Origin of the sequence: Bacillus sp. M13(2017) (assembly GCF_002218325.1) — a bacterium.
Lineage (GTDB): Bacteria > Bacillota > Bacilli > Bacillales > Bacillaceae_G > Bacillus_A > Bacillus_A thuringiensis_K.
In genome coordinates this window covers 1-15,971 of the sequence record NZ_KZ268521.1, presented here as the reverse complement: position 1 = coordinate 15,971, position 15,971 = coordinate 1, and the positions used below count along the sequence as shown (strand labels likewise).

Here is a 15,971-nt window from a genome sequence, read left to right as displayed (position 1 = left end):
TTTAGTTCACCCTTTCTAATTTTTCGTTGCTTGCTGCAATTAATAAGTTTAATTTGGCTAATGCTTTTCCAGAGTCAATGCTATGTGCCGCGAGTTTAATTCCTTCTTCAATCGTTTCCGTTTTTCCATTTGCGAAAAGAGCTAGACCTGCATTTAATAAAACGGTATCGCGGTAAACACTCTTTTCTCCGCTCAATACGCCGACTGTAATCTTTGCATTTTCTTTCGAATCCCCGCCTCTAATCTCTTCATTGTTCACTATTGAGAAACCGTATTTCTCAGGTTCAATACTCGTTTCTACTATTTCATTATCTTTTAAAAGAACTACGTGATTTTCCCCTTGTAATGATGCTTCATCTAAAAAACCACTTCCATTTACGACAAGCGCTTGTTTCCGGCCTAACTTTTGTAATACTTGTGCAACTGGTAATAACATATCTCGTTTATAAATACCGACAAATTGTGTTTCTAAATTCACTGGATTTGTTAAAGGGCCAATTAAATTAAAGATCGTCGGAACATTTAATTCTTTTCTTATTTTCATAATGCGCCTTAATGCTGGGTGCATCGCTGGTGCGAATAAAAATGCGATTCCGACATGTTCTAATAAATAATCAATTTCGTTTGGCGTACTACTAATATTTACACCGAGTTCTTCTAATAAATCTGCACTTCCTGTTTTACTAGAAACAGCGCGATTACCATGTTTTGCAACCTTTAAACCTGCTCCTGCCAGTACGAATGCTGATGTTGTGCTAATATTAAACGTTTGGGCACCGTCACCACCTGTCCCGCAATTGTCCATCGCGCCTTGTATATGGTTCGAAAATGGTAATGCCTTTTCACGAAGAGCTCGAACGAGACCGTATATTTCTTCTGCTGTTTCACCTTTCGCTTTCAGTAATACTAAAAAAGCTGCAATTTCACTTTCCAATATGTTTTCATTTAATAAAAGAAGCCCTGCTTTATACATTTCCTCTTCTGTTAAATGTTGCCCCTCCACTAATTTACGAAGATAGTTATTCATACTCTTTCCTCCTCTTTCACTTCGCCTAAAAAGGCATGTATTAACTTTCCGCCTTCTTCTGTTGCGATTGATTCCGGATGAAACTGTAATCCGAAGAGCGGATAATAATTGTGACGAACTGCCATTATTTCTCCGTCGTCCATCGCTGTCGCTAATATGTCAAAACACTCTGGCAAGCTCGTTTGCTCTGCAACAAGGGAATGATAGCGCATTGCTGTTAGCGGCTGCATCACATATGAAAAGATTGACGTTCCGTTATGTTTCACACGCGATGTTTTTCCGTGTCTAATACGTTCTGCTCTAACAATGTCTCCTCCAAATGCAGCTATGATCGCTTGGTGGCCAAGACAAATCCCTAATATAGGAACGTTCTTATAAAAATGACCGATGACGTCGATACAAATGCCAGCATCCTCTGGTTTTCCTGGTCCTGGTGAAAGTACAATTCCTCTTGGATTCATCTCTTCTAACTGTTTTATCGTTATTTCATCATTTCTTACAACTACAATTTCTTCTTCATGTTTGCCTAACAGCTGGTACAAGTTATATGTGAACGAATCGTAATTATCGATAAGTACAATCATTTCATTACCTCCAAAAGCGCTCTCGCTTTATTTAATGTTTCTTCATATTCAGCTACTGGATCTGAATCGTAAACGACTCCTGCTCCTGCCTGAACGTATGCTTTTTCATCCTTTACGACCATCGTTCGGATGGCGAGCGCCATATCAAGATTTCCTGAAAAACTAACGTATCCAACTGCACCAGCGTATACATTTCTTTTTTCATTCTCTAGTTCATTTATAATTTCCATCGCTCTAATTTTCGGAGCTCCAGAAACCGTCCCTGCTGGTAAGCAATATGCTAACGCATCAAATCCGCTCATTTGTTTTCGCAATGTTCCGTAAACTTCAGATACAATGTGCATAACGTGAGAGTATTTTTCTACTTTCATATATTTATCTATCGTAACCGAGCCAATTTCGCTCACTCTACCAATATCGTTTCGCCCAAGATCTACAAGCATCATATGCTCTGCTCGCTCTTTCTCATTGCCTAACAGTTCTTTTGCGATTTCCTCATCTTCCCTCTTCGTTTTCCCTCTTGGTCTCGTACCAGCAATTGGATTTGTCATCACTTTATCCTCCCTTACTGATAGTAAACTTTCCGGCGAAGAACCGAGTACAACATAATCTTGGAAATCGATATAAAACATATATGGTGATGGATTTGCAATTCGAAGTTTTCGATATAACGCGAATGGATCACCAATACATTCACTTTGTAAACGCTGTGACAGTACGACTTGGAATATATCTCCCGCTCTTACATATTCTTTGGCCATTTCTACCATCTCACAAAACTCTTTTTCCGTTATAGAAGAAGTGAATGATAATGTGGATGGTATTGCATTTACTTCAGCTTCTTCTCCTTGTAGCACTTCTTCTTTGTATACTCGTAGTCTTTCGTATACTTCCTCATAATTTGCTGAATCATCTTCCCTGCATACATATACAAACGATAACTTTTGGCGTAAATGATCGTAAACGATAAACTCACGATATAGTAAAAGGTGTACTTCCGGAATATTTAATGGGTCGTGTAAATCCGCTCCAATGTTTTCATACTGCCGAATGACATCATATCCAATATAACCAACTGCTCCTCCGCAAAATGGAAATGGACTGTCTACTTGTGATGGTGCAACTACTTCTTCTAACACTTGTAGTACGTTACCTTGTAACTTTTCTGCGCGGCCGAAAATCGTTCGTTCCACTTCCGTACCAACGCTTTTCACTTCTCCATAAGGATTACATCCTAAGTAAGAATAACGCCCTTTATCTTGATGAAGCTGTGAACTTTCTAATAAGAATTTCTTCTTCCCTTTCATACGTCTATATAAAGAAATTGGCGTAATGCTATCCCCTTCTTCTTCAGTGATTACTAAAAATGTCTTTCTCTCTCTTTTTTGTTTTATAAATTCTTCTTTCGTCATCATGTCCTTCACCTCGCCCTGAAAAATAAAAAAGTCCTCTACATATCGAAAATATGTAGAGGACGATAAATATACCGCGGTACCACCTCGTGTTGGATGCAAAAGCATCCCGCTTTGTTCAGGTACAAAATTTATACCTTATCCTTGTAACGGCGGAACCCGGGTTGCCTACTGAATATAATTGTTCAGCATACCTCTCGTAAGCCCATTCCGTATATGGCACCGTACCGGGCTCCCACCTATTCCCGGCTCTCTGTAACGTCTCCAATATACGTACTCTTCTTACTTAAACGATTTCATTTATTTAATTTTTTATACACAAAAAGGGAGTACTCATCCTATAGAAAGGACGGGTACTCCCGTGGTGCCACCTTAATTCGTTACAAATGTAACGCACTTTACCGTATCAAAAACAATACGTGTCTCTTGTATCGATGAGATCATGTCGCCAAAGCCTACTTCTTTCGTTTCGGTTTGGAAGCTCCGAAGCCCATTCCACATCAATTCCATACTGATTCGCACCAACCATCAGCTCTCTGACATGTTCATCATGTGTACTCTTCTTCATCAACGCTTGCATTTTTTTAAGTTGCACTCATTATAGACCTGAATTTTTTCACAAGTCAATACTTTTTTAAAAATTTTATTTTTCTTTCCTTTCAATATTATATTGACAAAACAACCTCTTTTTATGTAAATATAATAAATACTCTATTAAAAATAAGGTTTTTTGTATGAATATTATATATTAAAAAAGTAAAATGACGCCAAAAAACGCTTACATTTCTGAAAATTCGTATTTCTATATGGATTTTTCAGAATAATCATGATAGATTATAAAGTGAAACTTTAATCAGTGGGGGGTGTTCATCCCCACTGATTATTAGTTGAACCAATCGGGCATTTACGGGCAGTTGCTCTCCCACCTAACTTCCTTGCACAGCCAATTTTAAGGTGGGAGTTTTACTACCCGTTAATGCGGGATAAATATGCATAACGCATCAAAAGACATGACAAAAGGAAGGGGAACTATATGAGTACGCAGATGTTAACTTTAACTTCAATCTCTATCTACATGCTCGGGATGTTAGTAATTGGCTATTTCGCCTATAAACGAACGTCCAACTTAACAGATTATATGCTTGGCGGGCGTACACTAGGACCCGCAGTAACGGCATTAAGTGCTGGAGCATCCGATATGAGTGGTTGGCTTTTAATGGGATTACCAGGTGCAATGTTTAGCGTTGGATTAAGTAGTAGTTGGATTGCGATCGGCCTAACACTAGGCGCATACGCAAACTGGCTTTATGTTGCTCCTCGCTTACGTACCTACTCAGAAATTGCAAATAACTCTATTACTATTCCAGAATTTTTGGAACACCGTTTCCACGACAAATCTCATATGCTACGTTTAGTATCTGGACTTGTTATTATGATTTTCTTTACTTTCTATGTAGCTTCAGGATTAGTTTCAGGCGCTGTATTATTTGAAAATTCATTTGGCATGAACTATCATGTTGGATTATTCATTGTAGCAGGCGTTGTTGTAGCTTACACATTATTTGGTGGTTTCTTAGCAGTAAGTTGGACAGACTTCGTGCAAGGAATCATTATGGTAGTTGCTCTTATTCTTGTTCCTATCGTAACAATTATGAATTCGAACGGACTTGGACCTGCATTTGATACAATTCGATCTGTAGATCCAACACGTCTAGATATTTTTAAAGGTGCCTCTACTTTAGGAATGATTTCTCTATTCGCATGGGGCCTTGGTTATGTCGGACAACCTCATATTATCGTACGCTTTATGGCAATTTCTTCTGTAAAAGAACTTAAAAGCGCACGAAGAATTGGTATGAGCTGGATGATTTTCTCTGTTGTTGGAGCTATGTTTACTGGTCTTATTGGTATTGCTTACTATTCACAACAAGAGTTAACATTATCTAACCCAGAAACAATTTTCCTTGAACTTGGGAAAATTTTATTCCACCCACTTATTACTGGATTTTTATTAGCCGCTATTTTAGCAGCGATTATGAGTACAATCTCATCTCAGTTACTCGTTACTTCTAGTGCCGTAACGGAAGACTTATATCGTACATTCTTCAAACGTTCTGCATCTGATAAAGAACTTGTATTTGTCGGTCGTATGGCTGTACTTGTTATTGCATTAGTTGGGTGCGCTTTAGCGTTTAAACAAAATGATACGATTTTAGCTCTTGTTGGATACGCTTGGGCTGGTTTTGGTTCTTCATTCGGACCTGCTATTTTATTAAGCTTATATTGGAAACGTATGACGAAATGGGGCGCGCTTGCTGGTATGATTTCTGGTGCCGCTACAGTCATTATTTGGACTCAATTCAAATTCTTAAAAGATTTCTTATATGAAATGATTCCAGGTTTTGCTATTAGTTTACTAGCCATCGTAATTGTTAGTTTACTAACACAACCTTCAAAAGAAGTTGAAGAGCAATTTGAGGATTTCGAAAAACAACATCGTCATAATTTATAAAAAAATCTCTGCTGTTATCGTAACAGCAGAGATTTTTTACAGTTCGACAATCTTCTTATCAAATTTAACAAATTCTTTATGTTTCGTTAAATTTAACATAACACTACTCCTTTATAGTATGAGTATCAGCACTTATACAGAAAGGGGACTCCAACATGTTAGCAGCTTTCCAGCAACAACAAACACGAAAATTTTCACCTATCACAAATACTTCTGCGTCTTGTTTAAACATGCAACCTAACCCGCCTAAAATTTCAATTGCTCCTTCTGTTATTTCAGTCATCGTTGTTCATATGGAAAAACATAAATTAAAAATAAAAACGGGACAAAACATTGTGTTAGCAGCTTCCATTTTGCCAATACAAGCAACGAATAAAGAGCTTATTTGGTCAAATATGAATTCTGATATCATCACCATATATCCAAAAGGTGACACCGTGACGATTACTGGAAAAAGTGCAGGTAAAGCAGTCGTAATTGTCACAACTGCTGAAGGCAAATTCCGTGACCTATGTGTCATTCATGTACAACCTTATATGACAAATCCAAAGTAAAAGAGTGGCTTCATAGCCACTCTTTTACTTGATTTCAATATTTAAGTTTTTACTTTTTACAAGGTTAATAAATTATTCTTTATTTCTTGGAGAGATAATTTCTGTTTTATGTGTATCGTAAACAATTTCAAGTCGGTCAAATGATAATGCATGAGCTGCTATTGGATTTTTCGTATTTGAAATTTGTTTTATATCTCTTATAAATATACGTTTTGTAACGAGACCCGATCTAATTGTAATTATTTCTTCCCCGGCAATATATTTTGCCAAAAACCAACTCCAGCTAAACAACATTGCTAATGGAATTGTAAAAAGCAAAAGAAAATATTCTCTCCCTACAAAAATTGTCGCAAAATAAGCACCAAAAACAATGAAAACAAGTGGATATAACCATGTATCTTTTTTTGATGGAATTTCGATTTCCATCCCCCTTCTATGCCCATATTTCTATAAAACAAAAAGAGAAGTATCACAACTTCTCTTTTCTCCCCTAACACTATAATTCCTGTGTATACACCGGCTCGTTTACGACGTTTTTTGCTGTACGTTTTTGTTGCTGCAGTAAGAAAACAGATACACCAAACAATACGAGCATGCTACCGATAATTTGCATTGCATTTAATTTTTCTCCAAGTAAGAAGAACGCAAGTATAGATGCTCCAACAGGTTCTCCTAAAATACTCATTGAAATTGTCGTTGCATTTACATAATTTAACAGCCAATTATTAATTACATGTGACACTGTCGGCACAACCGCAAGTAAAAGAAAAACGGTCCAATCCCATTTCGTATAACCTGTAAAAGGTACTTGTAGTATGACATTATAAATCCCCATAAAAAGACCTGCGAACGCAAAGACTGTAAAACTATAAATCCAGTGTGATACTTTCTTTACTGTCGTTTGCCCGATAAATAAATAACCGACAACTGCTATTACACTTAGAAAGGATAATATGTCTCCATAAATTGCTTGCTTACTTAACCCTAAATCTCCCCAACCAATGCACATTACCCCTAAAATAGCGATTCCCATCGTTGCAATGGCTGAATATGTTGTTCTTTCTTTAAACAGAAAAAAACCTCCAACTAAAGATACGATCGGTTGAAGTGCCAAAATAATTGTTGAACTAGCAACTGTTGTATGCTTTAAAGATTCAAACCATAAAAGAAAATGAAGTGCTAAAAAGAAACCAGATCCAATTAAAAAGCCCCAATCTTTCATTTGAATCCTATTAAATTCCTCTCTTTTTTTCCATACGATAGGCAGCATAATAAGTACGATAATCCATAAGCGGTACATACTTAATATTGAAGATGGTGCTGAGGACATCTTTACAAAAACTGCTGCAAAGGAAATGGCAATTATAGAAATAGCCAATGGTAGTGCGATTGATTTTTCTTGTTTCAAATCCTGTCTCCCCTCTCACCTGTCAAAAATCCCACTTCATTATATCCGTTTTCTTTCGTAACTTAAATACTAATTTTTTAGATTCTTCGTACCATTATGGTAAAATAGAAATTAAGGCGCCAATTAGTGAATATTTCTTTCCTTTTCACTACAAGCGTCGCTCTTACAATCGTTACAGTAAATTTTTATTTAGGGGGATCTACATGAGTCAAACAATAGGGAGAATTGAAGAAATTTCATTTTATAGCGCATCACTTCAAGAAGACATTACACTTCTCGTTTATTTACCTGTAAATTACACACCACTGCACAAACATACAGTTGTAATTGCACAAGATGGTAGAGATTATTTTCAGCTCGGTAAAGCGCACCGTGTAATTGAGCGCCTTCGTGAAACCGAAGAAATTGACCGTACAATTATTGTCGGTATTCCATATAAAAATGTACATGATCGTAAAGAAAAATATTTCCCAAATGAAGTGAAAAATGCTGCATATATTCGTTTCCTTGCTCATGAACTTGCACCATACATTGATGAAAATTATCCAACGTACCAAATGGGAAAAGGTCGTGTTTTAATTGGTGATTCTCTTGGCGGAACAGTTTCCTTTATGACTGCACTTATGTATCCGCATACATTCGGTAAAGTCGTTATGCAATCACCATTTGTGGATGAGACAGTGATGAACTTAGCAAAAGAATTCAAAGATCCACAGGCGTTAGAACTGTATCACGTCATCGGTACAGAAGAAACGGCTGTAAAGCGTACTGATGGACAAGTATCGGATTTCGTAGGGCCGAACCGTGAGTTAAATAAGCTTCTTACAGATAGAAATTTCATCACGCATTACGAGGAGTTTGAAGGCAATCATACTTGGAAATATTGGCAAACTGATTTACCGAAAGCCTTCTCTCATATTCTAGCAATGAAATAATAGAGAGCAGTATTCAGAATAATTTGATATAATAGATAAAGAGATTTATTTATCTCAAAATCTAACTAGACTTACAAAGGGAGGAATTGGAACATGAAATTAGGCATTGTAATTTTTCCATCTAAAATGATTCAAGATAAAGCGAACGGATTGCGTAAACGTTATGACCCGCACTACGCATTAGTTCCACCACATATTACATTGAAAACACCCTTTGAGGCGCAAGATGAACAATTAGAGTCGATTGTAAACGAATTACATACAATCGCAAGTAAAACGAACCCTTTCACCCTTCATGTTGGGAAAGTTGGTTCATTCGCACCTGTTAATAACGTCCTTTACTTTAAAGTAGAAAAAACACCTGAACTTACTTTCTTAAATGAAGAAATGCATAGCGGGTTATTCACGCAAGAACGCGAATATGCTTTCGTACCTCATTTAACAATCGGACAAGGCTTATCAGATGCAGAGCATGCTGATGTTTTGGGCCGATTACGTATGAAAGATTTCTATTACGAACAGCCAATTGATCGTTTCCATCTTCTATATCAATTAGAAAATGGAACATGGACTGTACACGAAACATTCCGTCTTGGAAAGGGGAACAACTAATTTGCACGCACAGATTGTACAAACGGACGAACAACTAAGAGATGCATTCTCTGTACGTAAACAAGTGTTTGTAAATGAACAACGTGTCTCTGCTGAAGAAGAGTACGATGAGTTTGAAGAAACTTCCACACACGTTGTTATATATGACAATGATGTTCCAGTTGGTGCTGGACGTTTTCGCACCCTTGATGGTATAGGAAAAATGGAACGCATTTGCGTGTTAGGTTCCCATCGTAAAAAAGGTATCGGAAAAATTGTTATGGATGCGCTTGAAGCGTATGCAAAGGAAAATTCGTTACCGAAATTGAAACTTCATGCTCAAACACATGCTGAAGATTTCTATAAAAAACTTGGATATGTAACAAGTTCTGATGTATTTATGGAAGCAAATATCCCACACGTCATAATGATAAAAGAATTGTAATTTGAAAGCAGGAGGTGACCCCTCCTGTTTTTTTACATTGCTATTTTCTTTTTCTTCCGCTAAAGTTAAATGTTGATGCTATAGTTTTGAAGGTGAACATATGACACAAGAAAAATTTTCACAAAAATCGTTAACACACGCTGATATTCCGCGTGCGACATATCATATTCCGAAAACATCTACCCATTTAATTATGGAAGAAGATGTAGATGCGGCTTATTTCCGCGCTCTAGAACAACAAAATGTTTTTTTAAACGAAAAACAATTAGAAGCTGTGCGCACAACAGAAGGTCCTGTTCTTACACTAGCTGGTGCCGGAAGCGGGAAAACATCTGTTTTAACAACTCGCGTTGGTTATTTAGTAAATGTAAAACAAGTTCATCCACGAAATATTTTATTACTTACATTTACACAAAAAGCTGCTGAAGAAATCCGAAGTCGTGTTGCGAAGTTACCAGGTATGAATCATGCAGCAAGTAGCTACGTAGTTGCTGGTACATTCCACTCTGTTTTCTTAAAATTGCTTCGTAGTCAAGGGTATAATCAACAAATTTTAGCAAATGAAAAACATAAACAAATTATGATAAAGAAAATCTTAAAAGAATTGCGTTTAAAAGACGATTACGATGCTGAAACGATGCTCGCGATGATTTCACTTGAAAAAAACAAATTAAATCGTCCGAAAGATGTAAAAGCGAAAACACCAGTGGAACAAGAATTTAAAGAAGTATATGAACGTTTTGAAGAGGTAAAACAACGATACAATTATATTGATTTCGATGACATCTTATTGGAAACATATTATATGTTAGAAAATAATGCTCCTTTACTAACTCAATTACAACAACGTTTTCACTACATTGAAGTAGATGAGTTTCAAGATACATCCTATGCACAATATGAAATTGTAAAATTGTTAGCCACGCCAAGAAATAATTTGTTCATCGCAGGTGATGATGATCAAGCAATTTATGGCTGGCGAGGGGCAAGTCACCAAATTATTTTATCTTTTCCAAAAGAATTTGATAACACAACAATTATTGCACTAAATACGAATTATCGATCCAATCCCTTTATCGTCGGGCTTGGAAATGAAGTTATAAAATTAAATCAAGAACGTTTTGATAAAGAGCTATACTCCGTTCGCGAGGAAGGTGTACAACCTTTTTATGCACGACCTGCTACGACTCTTGATGAAGCAAATCAAATTTTACAGCTCATTCAAGAAAAAGTAGATAGCGGTGACCGAAACTATAAAGATTTTTGTTTACTGTATCGCACACATTCTGTAAGTCGTTCGTTACTTGATCAGCTTACCATTCATAAAATCCCGTTTATTAAACACGGGGCGAGCCAATCATTTTATGAACATTCTTTAATTAAGCCTGTATTAGATCATTTAAGACTCGTGATTGAGCCGTTTCGGCTAGAATCACTTTCAAACATATTGCCGACGATGTATATCGGACGTGATGATTGTATTTCATTTATTGAACGTGAACAATGGAAATATGGTGAGGGACGCTTCCCTTCTCTTCTTCATTTCTTACTATTAAATCCAAGCTTAAAACCTTTTCAAGTGAAAAAGGTAAATGAGCGCATCGATTTTATTAAGTTTATTAAAGAATTAGAACCGAAAAAAGCATTAAAAGAAATCATTCATGGTAAAGGAAAATATTTAGAGTACTTACAAAGTAACGATCGTTCTTCCTTTACGATGCATAAAGACATACAAGAAGAAATGTTGGAAGAATTAATGGAGTCTGCAACTCGTTTCACCGATATTCCAGCTTATTTACAATTTATCGACGAGGCGATTCAAGGTCAAAAAGAAATGGAAGCATTAAAAACAATGCCGCAAAAAGATGCCGTTTCACTTATGTCCATCCATAACGCAAAAGGCCTTGAATTTCCATGTGTCTTTTTACTTGGAGCGAGTGATGGAATCCTGCCCCATACTTCTTCTTTAAAAGATGCAAATGATCGTATTACGGAAACTTCTGAAGCGTTAGAAGAAGAACGCCGATTACTGTATGTCGCCATTACACGTGCAAAAGAAGAACTTTACATTTCTTCTCCGCAATTTTTCAGAGGAAAGAAATTAGATATATCTCGTTTTTTATATACTGTGCGAAAAGATTTACCTGAAAAGACATCCACTAAATAAGGATGTCTTTTTTTATATCACGTTATGTACATCCCTCCTATATAAATTCCCTGTTTTTATCGTGAGAATTAACGTAATATCAGCCATATCCCACTCATATTGTAATAGTGTATGTCAGAACTCACGAGAAGGAGTGAACATAATGAGCTGCAATTGTAACGAAGACCATCATGAACATGATTGTGATTTCAACTGTGTATCTAATGTCGTTCGCTTTATACATGAACTGCAAGAATGTGCAACGACAACATGTGGATCTGGTTGCGAAGTTCCATTTTTAGGAGCACATAACACTGCATCAGTAGCGAATACACGTCCTTTTATTTTATACACAAAAGCCGGAGCACCTTTTGAAGCATTTGCACCATCTTCAAGCCTTACTAGTTGCCGATCTCCAATTTTCCGCGTAGAAAGTATAGATGATGATGACTGTGCTGTATTACGTGTATTAACTGTAGTATTAGGTGATAACTCACCCGTACCACCTACCGATGACCCAATTTGTACGTTTTTAGCTGTACCAAATGCAAGATTAGTATCAACCTCTACTTGCATTACTGTTGATTTAAGTTGCTTCTGTGCTATTCAATGCTTACGCGATGTTACAATTTAAAACTAAATAATGAGTTAAGTATGGATTGGGTGGCAGATAATTCTGCCACCCAATCCATGCTTAAAGAGTATTATTATGTAAATTTCTTAAAATTGGGAACTTGTCTAGAACATAGAACCTGTCCTTTTCATTAACTGAAAGTAGAAACAGATAAAGGAGTGAAAAACATGTTCTCTTCTAATTGCGAATTTACTAAAATTGATTGTGAGGCAAAGCCAGCTAGTACACTACCTGCCTTCGGTTTTGCTTTCAACGCGTCTGCACCTCAGTTCGCTTCACTATTTACACCACTACTATTACCTAGCGTAAGTCCAAACCCAAATATTACTGTTCCAGTAATAAATGATACAGTAAGTGTTGGAGATGGCATTCGAATTCTACGAGCTGGTATTTATCAAATCAGTTATACATTAACGATTAGTCTTGATAACGCACCTGTAGCACCAGAAGCTGGTCGTTTCTTCTTATCATTAAATACGCCAGCTAACATTATTCCTGGATCAGGTACAGCGGTTCGTTCTAACGTTATTGGTACTGGTGAAGTAGACGTATCCAGCGGTGTTATTCTTATTAACTTAAATCCTGGTGACTTAATTCAAATTGTACCAGTTGAGTTAATTGGAACTGTAGACGTCCGTGCAGCAGCATTAACAGTTGCACAAATTAGCTAGTAAAAAGCGGTATTTCTAATACAGAAATACCGCTTTTTATATGTATAATAAAAAACACTCACAGTAACATGAGTGTTTCATTCTTCATATTGTTTTATTGTGTTCTTCTTTTTCCCACAATTACATCCCTTTTTCTTCACAAATCCTTGTTGTTGCAATTGTTCTTGATATGCCTGTTGTTGTGCATGGTGCTGTTGCTGTATTTGATACCACTGCTGCAGGTCATATGAATTTTGCCTTGGATTATTGCTCACAGCAAACATCTCCTCTACTGTCAATTCTGTCTATTTACTATATGAACAACTCTTTATTTCCGTTCCCTCATTCTTTTAAACTCCGCTTTTTCTCTTATTATGAAAATATATTATTCTCCCATAAAATATCCTGTAATCGTTTCAATGATTGCTGCTGCTCCTGCAATAGCCAATAATGCAAGTAACGGCTCCGCAACAATAGGAATCCAATTATATAAAACTAATAAAAAAGCACTAACCCATACACCTGTACACCAATAACAGCTTAATAATTCGCCAATCCACTTTCTTAATCCTTTACCTTTCACTTTTGTAAACGTTGATACACTTCCATCTGGCTCCGTAATCTCTAATTCATCAATAAATGGTCTTCGCAAAAAGGCTGTAATTTTATCATAAACAATTAAACGAGTGAGCCTAAAGGCTGCTAACGCGAAAATAAAAAATAAAAGCCAGCTTGTAAACAGCATAATTCCACCTCCCCTTATCCTCTTTCGCCTATTTAAAAAAAAAGGTCTTGAGATTGTGACCAAATCTCCTCGACTCCAATATCTTATTAATGTAAATACAAACAAGAAGATAAGGAGTGACATTAATGAGTTGTAACGAAAATAAACACCATGGCTCTTCTCATTGTGTAGTTGACGTTGTAAAATTCATCAATGAATTACAAGATTGTTCTACAACAACGTGTGGATCTGGTTGTGAAATTCCATTTTTAGGTGCACACAATACTGCATCAGTAGCAAATACACGTCCTTTTATTTTATACACAAAAACTGGAGAACCTTTTGAAGCATTTGCACCATCTGCAAGCCTTGTTGGCTGCCGATCTCCAATTTTCCGTGTGGAAAGTGTAGATGATGATAGCTGTGCTGTACTACGTGTATTAAGTGTAGTATTAGGTGATAGCTCTCCTGTACCACCTACTGATGACCCAATTTGTACGTTTTTAGCTGTACCAAATGCAAGACTAGTATCGACATCTACTTGCATTACTGTTGATTTAAGCTGTTTCTGTGCGATTCAGTGCTTACGCGACGTTACTATCTAATGTGAAGTGAACTAAAAAACTATTGGGGTGGTAGAAGCTTTCTACCACCTTTACATATTTAAAAGCCGGCCATACTAATCGATTGGATATCATCTATAGACAACCTAATATCTCTCATACTATTTTGCGGCATAATAGATACGATGCCATTACGATACGATATGATTGATCCAACATAAGAAACTGTAGCTGTTTTTATTCTACACCTTACTTTCGGAATGTAATGAGGGCGGTTTAATAAAAAATGAATTTTTTCATCATTATTCATATCCTTAAATGATTTATTATACGGGACGGTTCTTACCTGCTCTTGTTCTTCTTGTTCTTCTTGTTCTTCTTTTTCCTCTTCTTCTATTTTTCCTTCCACTTGCTGTTCTTCTTGCTTCTCTTCTTGTTGTTCTTGTTCTATTACCTCTTCCACAGCACTACTTACAATATTTTCTTGTCTATTACTTTTTTCTTTTTGATCTTCATTTTCAAAGTTTGTCAGGATAATCCTTTTTATTTTCGGTGCAGCAAGTTCTAAACTTACTTGCGTAATATATAACAACGGTTTTCCAACTGTTGAACTTTTATTTTTATTCTTCACACTCGTCCCTCCCACTTCCATACGTAGCTGAATAAATCGTGTACTATTATAGTTATATTCATCACGTGGCAAGAACTTTCGTTAAAAATCGTTCTTTCTAAGAACAAATAAAAAGGACAATCTCAGCATTTAGAGATTGTCCTTTAAAAATTAATATTATATTTATCCTAGGATATGATACCCTGAATCAACGTGAATGTTTTCTCCTGTTACACCGCGTGCTAAATCACTGAATAGGAATACTGCTGTATCGCCAACTTCTTCTTGCGTTGTTGTACGACGAAGTGGTGCGCGCTCCTCAATTTCTCTTAAGATTGAGTTGAAATCGCCTACACCTTTTGCAGATAACGTACGAATTGGTCCTGCAGAAATAGCGTTGACGCGAATACCATGTTGACCTAAATCGTTCGCTAAATATTTCACGCTCGCTTCTAATGAAGCTTTCGCAACACCCATAACGTTATAATTTTTCACAACGCGCTCGCCGCCAAGATATGTTAACGTTAAAATATTTCCGCCTTCTGTCATTACTTTCTTCGCTTCTCTTGCTACAGCTGTTAAAGAGAATGCACTAATATTTTGTGCAAGTAAAAATCCATCGCGAGAAGTATCTACAAATTCACCTTTTAAGTCATCGCGATTTGCAAAAGCAATACAATGTGCTACACCGTGAATAGTACCTACTTCTTGTTTAATTGTTTCAAAACAAGCTGTAAGTTCCTCATCATTCGTTACATCACAAGGTAATACAAGTGATTCTTGCCCTTCTAATGTGTCCGCTAATTCACGAACGTTTCTTTCTAAACGTTCTCCTGCATATGTGAAGATTAATTTTGCACCTGCATTATGCAAAGAGCGAGCAATTCCCCATGCAATACTTCTTTGGTTCGCAACGCCCATAACAACAAATGTTTTCCCTTGTAATAGTTCCATGATATATCCTCCCAGAAATACTTATACTTGTTATTAGTACCTGATACTATAATTATAGTAACATAAAACCGCTTAAAGGCAAACAAAAAAGTCATTAACAGAAATTGAAGTGACCCCCGAAAGTTAGACAGGTCGTTTCATTAGGCAGCCTCTAGGGTATGAGCCCGGTATTGTACTGGGCTCATACCCTTTAATTTTGCCTTAATTCTTTTATGATTATAG

Annotated in this window: 19 protein-coding genes and 2 other annotated features; of the genes, 9 read left to right on the top strand and 10 right to left on the bottom strand. The window is 36.6% G+C overall.

Features of this window, described 5'->3' with window-relative positions:
• Window position 1: 1 nt before the first annotated feature.
• Genes trpD through trpE form a run of 3 tightly spaced genes read right to left on the bottom strand, consistent with a single transcriptional unit; the run spans window position 2 to window position 3,026 of the window.
• Window positions 2–1,027: an anthranilate phosphoribosyltransferase gene (gene trpD / locus CGQ22_RS28900; protein WP_089149684.1), complete on the bottom strand. Its 1,026-nt coding sequence runs from the start codon at window positions 1,025–1,027 to the stop codon at window positions 2–4.
• Window positions 1,024–1,611 carry an anthranilate synthase component II gene (locus CGQ22_RS28895; protein ID WP_000636359.1) on the bottom strand — a complete coding sequence of 196 codons (588 nt, stop codon included), beginning with the start codon at window positions 1,609–1,611 and terminating at the stop codon, window positions 1,024–1,026. Before CGQ22_RS28895 ends, trpD begins: the two co-directional genes overlap by 4 nt.
• Entirely contained in the window at window positions 1,608–3,026 is a 1,419-nt protein-coding gene (trpE, locus tag CGQ22_RS28890) for an anthranilate synthase component I (RefSeq protein ID WP_061883900.1), read from the bottom strand. The genes CGQ22_RS28895 and trpE overlap by 4 nt, the downstream gene beginning before the upstream one ends.
• 52 nt (window positions 3,027–3,078) lie before the next feature.
• Window positions 3,079–3,323 (bottom strand) — a binding site (T-box leader).
• Between the two features lie 42 nt (window positions 3,324–3,365).
• Window positions 3,366–3,603, bottom strand: a binding site (T-box leader).
• Between the two features lie 453 nt (window positions 3,604–4,056).
• Between trpE and putP the strand changes: the two genes are divergently transcribed.
• Complete coding sequence (gene putP, locus CGQ22_RS28880; RefSeq protein ID WP_000107210.1) at window positions 4,057–5,535, top strand: sodium/proline symporter PutP; 1,479 nt, start codon at window positions 4,057–4,059, stop codon at window positions 5,533–5,535.
• Between the two features lie 155 nt (window positions 5,536–5,690).
• Window positions 5,691–6,089, top strand: coding sequence for an Ig-like domain-containing protein (locus tag CGQ22_RS28875; RefSeq protein WP_089149683.1), 399 nt, complete (start codon window positions 5,691–5,693; stop codon window positions 6,087–6,089).
• A gap of 72 nt (window positions 6,090–6,161) precedes the next feature.
• Here the strand turns inward: CGQ22_RS28875 and CGQ22_RS28870 are convergent, their stop codons facing one another.
• Window positions 6,162–6,509: a PH domain-containing protein gene (locus tag CGQ22_RS28870; protein WP_089149703.1), complete on the bottom strand. Its 348-nt coding sequence runs from the start codon at window positions 6,507–6,509 to the stop codon at window positions 6,162–6,164.
• A gap of 76 nt (window positions 6,510–6,585) precedes the next feature.
• Window positions 6,586–7,497, bottom strand: a complete 912-nt coding sequence (locus CGQ22_RS28865; protein WP_000806939.1) for a DMT family transporter — start codon at window positions 7,495–7,497, stop codon at window positions 6,586–6,588.
• A gap of 203 nt (window positions 7,498–7,700) precedes the next feature.
• On the opposite strand from CGQ22_RS28865, the gene CGQ22_RS28860 reads away from it, so the two are divergent.
• The 6 genes from CGQ22_RS28860 to exsF all read left to right on the top strand — a co-directional run bounded on the left by CGQ22_RS28860 (window position 7,701) and on the right by exsF (window position 12,919).
• Window positions 7,701–8,432: an alpha/beta hydrolase gene (locus CGQ22_RS28860; protein ID WP_089149682.1), complete on the top strand. Its 732-nt coding sequence runs from the start codon at window positions 7,701–7,703 to the stop codon at window positions 8,430–8,432.
• A 93-nt stretch (window positions 8,433–8,525) separates the two neighbouring features.
• Window positions 8,526–9,044 carry a YjcG family protein gene (locus tag CGQ22_RS28855; protein WP_000765863.1) on the top strand — a complete coding sequence of 173 codons (519 nt, stop codon included), beginning with the start codon at window positions 8,526–8,528 and terminating at the stop codon, window positions 9,042–9,044.
• 1 nt (window position 9,045) lies between these two features.
• Window positions 9,046–9,468, top strand: coding sequence for a GNAT family N-acetyltransferase (locus tag CGQ22_RS28850; RefSeq protein WP_000543304.1), 423 nt, complete (start codon window positions 9,046–9,048; stop codon window positions 9,466–9,468).
• Between the two features lie 100 nt (window positions 9,469–9,568).
• Window positions 9,569–11,635 carry an ATP-dependent helicase gene (locus tag CGQ22_RS28845; RefSeq protein ID WP_000191198.1) on the top strand — a complete coding sequence of 689 codons (2,067 nt, stop codon included), beginning with the start codon at window positions 9,569–9,571 and terminating at the stop codon, window positions 11,633–11,635.
• A gap of 142 nt (window positions 11,636–11,777) precedes the next feature.
• A complete protein-coding gene (gene cotY, locus CGQ22_RS28840) occupies window positions 11,778–12,248 on the top strand; it encodes a spore coat protein CotY (protein WP_001277698.1) in 471 nt (156 codons plus the stop codon).
• 167 nt (window positions 12,249–12,415) lie between these two features.
• Window positions 12,416–12,919, top strand: coding sequence for an exosporium protein ExsF (exsF, locus tag CGQ22_RS28835; RefSeq protein ID WP_089149681.1), 504 nt, complete (start codon window positions 12,416–12,418; stop codon window positions 12,917–12,919).
• Window positions 12,920–12,996: 77 nt separating this feature from the next.
• Here exsF and CGQ22_RS28830 read toward each other — a convergent pair whose 3' ends face one another.
• Both CGQ22_RS28830 and CGQ22_RS28825 read right to left on the bottom strand, forming a co-directional pair.
• Entirely contained in the window at window positions 12,997–13,182 is a 186-nt protein-coding gene (locus CGQ22_RS28830) for a hypothetical protein (RefSeq protein WP_033672524.1), read from the bottom strand.
• Window positions 13,183–13,283: 101 nt separating this feature from the next.
• The gene (locus CGQ22_RS28825; RefSeq protein WP_000899662.1) at window positions 13,284–13,643 is read right to left on the bottom strand and encodes a DUF1360 domain-containing protein; all 360 of its coding nucleotides are present in this window, start codon (window positions 13,641–13,643) and stop codon (window positions 13,284–13,286) included.
• Window positions 13,644–13,768: 125 nt separating this feature from the next.
• Between CGQ22_RS28825 and exsY the strand changes: the two genes are divergently transcribed.
• The gene (gene exsY, locus CGQ22_RS28820) at window positions 13,769–14,227 is read left to right on the top strand and encodes an exosporium assembly protein ExsY (RefSeq protein WP_001277741.1); all 459 of its coding nucleotides are present in this window, start codon (window positions 13,769–13,771) and stop codon (window positions 14,225–14,227) included.
• A gap of 58 nt (window positions 14,228–14,285) precedes the next feature.
• Here exsY and CGQ22_RS28815 read toward each other — a convergent pair whose 3' ends face one another.
• From CGQ22_RS28815 to CGQ22_RS28805, 3 genes are all read right to left on the bottom strand, one after another.
• Window positions 14,286–14,837: a spore coat CotO family protein gene (locus CGQ22_RS28815; RefSeq protein ID WP_080029703.1), complete on the bottom strand. Its 552-nt coding sequence runs from the start codon at window positions 14,835–14,837 to the stop codon at window positions 14,286–14,288.
• Between the two features lie 141 nt (window positions 14,838–14,978).
• Complete coding sequence (fabI, locus tag CGQ22_RS28810; RefSeq protein WP_000421886.1) at window positions 14,979–15,749, bottom strand: enoyl-ACP reductase FabI; 771 nt, start codon at window positions 15,747–15,749, stop codon at window positions 14,979–14,981.
• A 140-nt stretch (window positions 15,750–15,889) separates the two neighbouring features.
• The coding region (locus CGQ22_RS28805) for an IS3 family transposase (RefSeq protein WP_140420774.1) at window positions 15,890–15,971 on the bottom strand (82 nt) is incomplete at its 5' end.

Bases quoted from the DNA above. Each gene is read 5' to 3' on its own strand.
- trpE (WP_061883900.1), bottom strand. From the start codon at position 3,026: ATGATGACGAAAGAAGAATTTATAAAACAAAAAAGAGAGAGAAAGACA.
- CGQ22_RS28855 (WP_000765863.1), top strand. From the start codon at position 8,526: ATGAAATTAGGCATTGTAATTTTTCCATCTAAAATGATTCAAGATAAA.
- CGQ22_RS28825 (WP_000899662.1), bottom strand. From the start codon at position 13,643: ATGCTGTTTACAAGCTGGCTTTTATTTTTTATTTTCGCGTTAGCAGCC.
- trpD (WP_089149684.1), bottom strand. From the start codon at position 1,027: ATGAATAACTATCTTCGTAAATTAGTGGAGGGGCAACATTTAACAGAA.
- cotY (WP_001277698.1), top strand. From the start codon at position 11,778: ATGAGCTGCAATTGTAACGAAGACCATCATGAACATGATTGTGATTTC.
- CGQ22_RS28815 (WP_080029703.1), bottom strand. From the start codon at position 14,837: ATGGAAGTGGGAGGGACGAGTGTGAAGAATAAAAATAAAAGTTCAACA.
- CGQ22_RS28845 (WP_000191198.1), top strand. From the start codon at position 9,569: ATGACACAAGAAAAATTTTCACAAAAATCGTTAACACACGCTGATATT.
- CGQ22_RS28860 (WP_089149682.1), top strand. From the start codon at position 7,701: ATGAGTCAAACAATAGGGAGAATTGAAGAAATTTCATTTTATAGCGCA.
- fabI (WP_000421886.1), bottom strand. From the start codon at position 15,749: ATGGAACTATTACAAGGGAAAACATTTGTTGTTATGGGCGTTGCGAAC.
- exsY (WP_001277741.1), top strand. From the start codon at position 13,769: ATGAGTTGTAACGAAAATAAACACCATGGCTCTTCTCATTGTGTAGTT.
- CGQ22_RS28830 (WP_033672524.1), bottom strand. From the start codon at position 13,182: ATGTTTGCTGTGAGCAATAATCCAAGGCAAAATTCATATGACCTGCAG.
- CGQ22_RS28895 (WP_000636359.1), bottom strand. From the start codon at position 1,611: ATGATTGTACTTATCGATAATTACGATTCGTTCACATATAACTTGTAC.
- exsF (WP_089149681.1), top strand. From the start codon at position 12,416: ATGTTCTCTTCTAATTGCGAATTTACTAAAATTGATTGTGAGGCAAAG.
- putP (WP_000107210.1), top strand. From the start codon at position 4,057: ATGAGTACGCAGATGTTAACTTTAACTTCAATCTCTATCTACATGCTC.
- CGQ22_RS28875 (WP_089149683.1), top strand. From the start codon at position 5,691: ATGTTAGCAGCTTTCCAGCAACAACAAACACGAAAATTTTCACCTATC.